1 protein-coding gene is annotated in these 5,403 nt (G+C 72.7%); it reads left to right on the forward strand.

Translation table 11 applies throughout. The annotated features are described in order from the left end of the window. Window positions 1–24: 24 nt before the first annotated feature. The coding region (locus tag ACTOQ1_RS42625; RefSeq protein WP_440074276.1) for a type I polyketide synthase at window positions 25–5,403 on the forward strand (5,379 nt) is incomplete at its 3' end.

Raw genomic sequence — 5,403 nt, forward strand, 5'->3', positions numbered from 1 at the left:
ACGTTGCGGCGTGATGACGGTGGGGTGCGCCGGTTGTGGACGAGCGCGGCCGAGGTGTGGGTGCGCGGCGGGGAGGTCGATTGGGAGCGGGCCGTCGCCCCGGCCCGGCCCAGCACCGTCGACCTGCCCACCTACGCCTTCCAGCACCAGCGCTACTGGCTGCTGGGGACGGCCGGCGCGGGCGACGCGGAGAGCCTCGGGCTCTGGGCGACCGGGCACCCGCTGCTCGGCGCGTCCACCGGGCTCGCGGAGAGCGGAGCGGCGGTGCTCACCGGACGCGTGTCGATCGCCACTCACCCGTGGCTGGCCGACCACGCGGTCAACGGGCAGGTGCTCCTGCCGGGAACCGGCCTCGTGGAGCTGGCCGTACGGGCGGGTGACGAGGTCGGCTGCGACCTGCTGGAGGAGCTGACGCTCCAGGCACCGCTGTTCCTGCCCGAGCGCGGAGCCGTCCAGCTCCAGGTGGCCGTCGGCGCGCCTGACGAGGACGGACGCAGGCAGCTGGGGATCTACTCCCGCCTGCACGACGCGCAGGACGAGCCCTGGACCCAGAACGCCGCGGGCATACTGGCCCGCGTCGGCGTGGTCGTGCCGGAAGCCGAGGAGACCTGGCCTCCGGAGGGCGCGCAGGCCGTCGGCATGGAAGGGCTGTACGAGAACTTCGCCGCCATCGGCCTGGACTACGGCCCCGCCTTCCGCGGGCTGCGGGCCGCGTGGCGCAAGGGCGACGAGGTCTTCGCCGAGCTGGCGCTGCCCGAGGACATGGCACGGGACGCCGCCAGATTCGGGCTGCACCCGGCGCTGTTCGACGTCGCCCTGCACGCCACCGCCCTCGGTGAGTTCGTGACCGACTCCGAGCCCGGCCGGCCCTCCCTGCCGTTCGCCTGGAGCGGGGTGGCGCTGCACGCCTCCGGAGCCACGAAACTCCGTATCAGGATCTCGCTGACCGCCCAGGGTGCGGTCTCGCTCAAGCTGACGGACACCGCGGGCCTGCCGGTGGCGACGGTCGCGTCGCTGGCCGTACGCCCGGTCTCCATCGGCGGGCCGGAGGCCACCCGCACCACCGGGCTCAGGAACAAGCTGTTCCACGTCGAGTGGAGCGTGACTCCGGCAGGTTCCGCTTCCGCTCCTGCGGGGGTGCCCGGGTGGGTGGTGGCCGATTCTCTGGCCGGTTCGTCGGCCGGTTCGCTGGAGGGTGAGGTCGCGGAGTGTGTGCTGGTCGAGGTGTCGGCCGGGGTGCACGAGGCGTTGGGTGTGGTGCAGGGGTGGCTGGCCGAGGAGCGGTTCGCCTCCTCGCGGCTGGTGCTCGTGACCCGGGGCGCGGTGGCGGTCGCCGAGGTCGAGGACGTGGATCCGGCGCAGGCGGCGGTGTGGGGTCTGGTGCGGGCGGCGCAGGCCGAGCAGCCGGGCCGGTTCGTGTTGCTGGACGTGGACACCGAGTCCCTCGATGAGAGTGCGGTGGGTCAGGCGCTGGCCTCGGGTGAGGCGCAGGTCGCGGTGCGGGCCGGTGCGGTGTGGACGCCGCGGCTGGTGCGTACGGTGGTGGCGCCGGTGGAGGAGGATCGTGCTCCGGTGTTCGGGCCGGCGGGCACGGTGCTGGTCACCGGAGGCACCGGCGGCCTGGGCGCGCTGGTCGCCAGACACCTGGCCGCCACCTACCAGGTCAAGAACCTGCTACTGGCCGGCCGGCGCGGCGCGCAGGCGCCGGGGGCGGCCGAGCTGGTGGCGGAGCTGACCGAGCTGGGCGCCACGGTCACGGTCGCGGCCTGCGACGTCGGTGACCGTGACGCGCTGGCGCAGCTGATCGCGGCCATTCCGGCCGATCGGCCGCTGAGCGGTGTGGTGCACGCGGCCGGCGTCCTGGACGACGGTGTGATCACCGCGCTGACGTCCGAGCGGCTGGACGGGGTCATGCGGCCCAAGGCGGACGCGGCCTGGCACCTGCACGAACTCACCGAGCATCTGGACCTGTCGGCGTTCGTGCTGTTCTCCTCGATGGCCGGGGTGCTGGGCGGTCCCGGGCAGGGCAACTACGCCGCGGCCAACACCTTCCTCGACGCGCTGGCCGAGCACCGCAGGTCGCGGGGACTGGCGGGCACCTCGCTGGCCTGGGGCCTGTGGGCGATCGGCGGGCTGGCCGACCTGAACGAAGCCGATCTGCGGCGCCTCGCGCGCTCCGGTGTCGACCCGCTGACCGCCGAGGACGGCCTGACCCTCTTCGACGCCGCACTCGACACGGGACGGGCCACGCTGCTCCCGGCCCAGCTCAACTTCAAGGTCCTCAGCACTCACGCGGACTCGCTGCCACCGCTGCTGCGTGGCCTGGTGGCCGCTCCCGCCAGGCGGGTGGTGACGGCGGCCTCGGAGGCGGCGGCCACCCTGAAGCAGCAGCTGGCGAGCCTGCCTCCGGCCGGGCAGCGGGCCGTGCTGGAGGATCTGGTACGCGACCAGCTGGCCGTGGTCCTCGGATTCGCCGACGCGTCCGCGCTCGACGACGGCATCTCCTTCCAGGAGCTCGGCTTCGACTCGCTGATGGCGGTGGAGTTCCGCAACCGGCTCAGCCAGGTCACCGGCATGCGGCTGCCGGCCACGCTGATCTTCGACTATCCGACCCAGACGGCGCTCGTCCCGTTCCTGTCCGGCGAGCTGCTCGGCAAGCGGGAGATCGCGGTCACGTCGCGGGTCTCGACCGGAGACGACGAGCCCATCGCGATCGTCGGCATGGCCTGCCGCTATCCCGGCGGGGTCGAATCGCCGGAGGACATGTGGCGGCTCGTGGCGCAGGCGGGCGACGCGGTGGGTGAGTTCCCCACCGACCGGGGCTGGGATCTGGAGAAGCTGTACGACCCGGACCCCGGCAACCGTGGCACCTCCTACGCCAGGCACGGCGGCTTCCTGTACGACGCCGCCGAGTTCGATCCCGGCTTCTTCGGGATCAGCCCGCGCGAGGCCCTCGCCATGGACCCGCAGCAGCGACTGCTGCTGGAGAGCTCCTGGCAGGCGATCGAGCGTGCGGGAATCGACCCGCACGGGCTGCGCGGCAGCCGGACGGGCGTGTTCGCCGGTGTGATGTACCACGACTACGCGAGCCAGCTCTCCTCCGTACCGGAGGAGCTGGAGGGCCTGATCGGCACCGGAAACTCCGGCAGCGTCGCCTCTGGGCGGGTGTCCTACACCTTCGGGTTCGAGGGCCCCGCGATGACCGTGGACACGGCGTGCTCGTCGTCGCTGGTCGCGCTGCACCTGGCGGCGCAGGCACTGCGCTCGGGCGACTGTGACCTGGCTCTGGCGGGCGGTGTGACGGTGATGGCCACCCCGTGGACGTTCATCGAGTTCGCCCGGCAGCGCAACCTGTCGCCGGACGGCCGCTGCCGGGCGTTCGCCCAGGGGGAGGGCGGCGTCGGCCTCTCGGAAGGCGTGGGCATGCTGCTCGTGGAGCGGCTGTCGGACGCTCGCCGCAACGGCCACCAGGTCCTCGCGGTCCTGCGGGGCAGCGCGGTCAACCAGGACGGTGCGAGCAACGGGCTGACGGCGCCGAACGGTCCCTCGCAGCAGCGGGTGATCCGCCAGGCCCTGTCCAACGCGAACCTCTCACCCGCGGACGTCGACCTGGTCGAGGCGCACGGCACGGGAACGGTGCTTGGTGACCCGATCGAGGCGCAGGCGCTGATCGCCACGTACGGCCAGGATCGTCCGGAGGACCGGCCGCTGTGGCTGGGTTCCATCAAGTCGAACATCGGTCACGCGCAGGCGGCCGCCGGTGTGGCCGGTGTGATCAAGATGGTGATGGCGCTGCGCAACGGCGTCATGCCGCAGACCCTGCACGCCGAGGAGCGGTCGGAGCACATCGACTGGTCGGCGGGCGCGGTGGAGCTGCTGACCGAGGCCCGTCCCTGGGAGCCGGAGAACGGCCCGCGCCGGGCGGCGGTCTCCTCCTTCGGGATCAGCGGCACGAACGCGCACGTCGTCCTGGAGGAGTCCCCGGCCGAACCGGACAGGGAGCCGGGCGAGGCCCTGCCCGCCGTCCCGTGGCTGCTCTCCGGGAAGTCGGTGGCGGCGCTGCGGGCACAGGCGAGGCAGCTCAGGTCCTGGATGCTGAAGCGGCCGGAGCTGGACGTGGCGGATGTCGGCTGGTCGCTGGCGACGGGCCGGGCGCTGCTGGAGCAGCGCGCGGCGGTGGTCGGTGCGGACCGTACCGGGCTGCTGGAGGCGCTGTCCGCGCTGGCCGAGGGCGAGCCGGGCGAGTCGGTGGTCGAGGCCGGGCAGGTGCGCGGGCGAGCCAGGATGGCGATGTTGTTCGCCGGTCAGGGCAGCCAGCGGGTGGGGATGGGCCGTGAGCTGGCCGCCGCGTTCCCGGTGTTCGCCGAGGCGCTGGACGAGGTCTGCGCGCTGCTGCCGCACCCCGTGCGCCAGGTGATGTTCTCCGACCCCAATGGCGTGCTGGCCGAGACGGGGATGACCCAGCCGGCGCTGTTCGCCTTCGAGGTGGCTCTGTATCGGCTGCTCACCTCGCTCGGTGTCACCCCGGACGTGCTGGTGGGTCACTCGGTGGGGGAGATCGCCGCCGCGCATGTGGCCGGGGTGCTCTCGCTGCCCGATGCGTGTGCTCTCGTTTCCGCGAGGGCCCGGTTGATGCAGGCGTTGCCGGAGGGTGGGGCGATGCTGGCCGTCGCCGCTCCCGAGGCGGAGGTCCTTCCGCTGCTGGAGGGCCGCCAGGACGTGGGCATCGCCGCCGTCAACGGCCCTCAGGCCGTAGTCATCTCCGGCAGTGAGACCGCGGTGGAGGAGATCGCCGCACTGGTGAGTGCCCGGACGCGCAGGCTGCGGGTCTCGCATGCCTTCCATTCGCCGCTGATGGAGCCGATGCTCGCCGAATTCGAGCAGATCGTCTCCGGGTTGACCTTCGCCGAGCCGAGTATCCCGGTCGTCTCCAATGTGACGGGTCGTCCCGCCGAGCCGGGGCTGTTGACCGATCCGGCGTACTGGGTGCGGCACGTGCGGGAGGCGGTGCGCTTCGCCGACGGGGTCGTCGCCTGCCAGGCGAACGTGTTCGTCGAGATCGGGCCGGACACCACCCTGACCGCCCTGGCCCAGCAGAGCGTGCAGGACGGAACGTTCGTCGCGACCGCCCGTAAGGACCGCGACGAGGTCCGGACCCTGGTCAGGGCCCTGGGGCAACTGCAGGTCCGCGGCGTCACCGTCGACTGGGACACCTTCTTCGCTCCCGCCCGACCGGCGCACGTCGACCTGCCGACGTATGCCTTCCAGCGGGAGCGGTTCTGGGTGGCGGCGCAGGCTGAGGCCGGGGACATGGACGCGGCCGGGCTGGAGGGGATCGATCATCCGTTGCTGAGTGCGGTGACGGAGGTCGCCGGTGGTGAGTCGGTGGTCTTCAGCGGTCGT

Source organism: Streptosporangium sp. OZ121 (assembly GCF_051918885.1).
Classification (GTDB): Bacteria; Actinomycetota; Actinomycetes; order Streptosporangiales; family Streptosporangiaceae; genus Streptosporangium.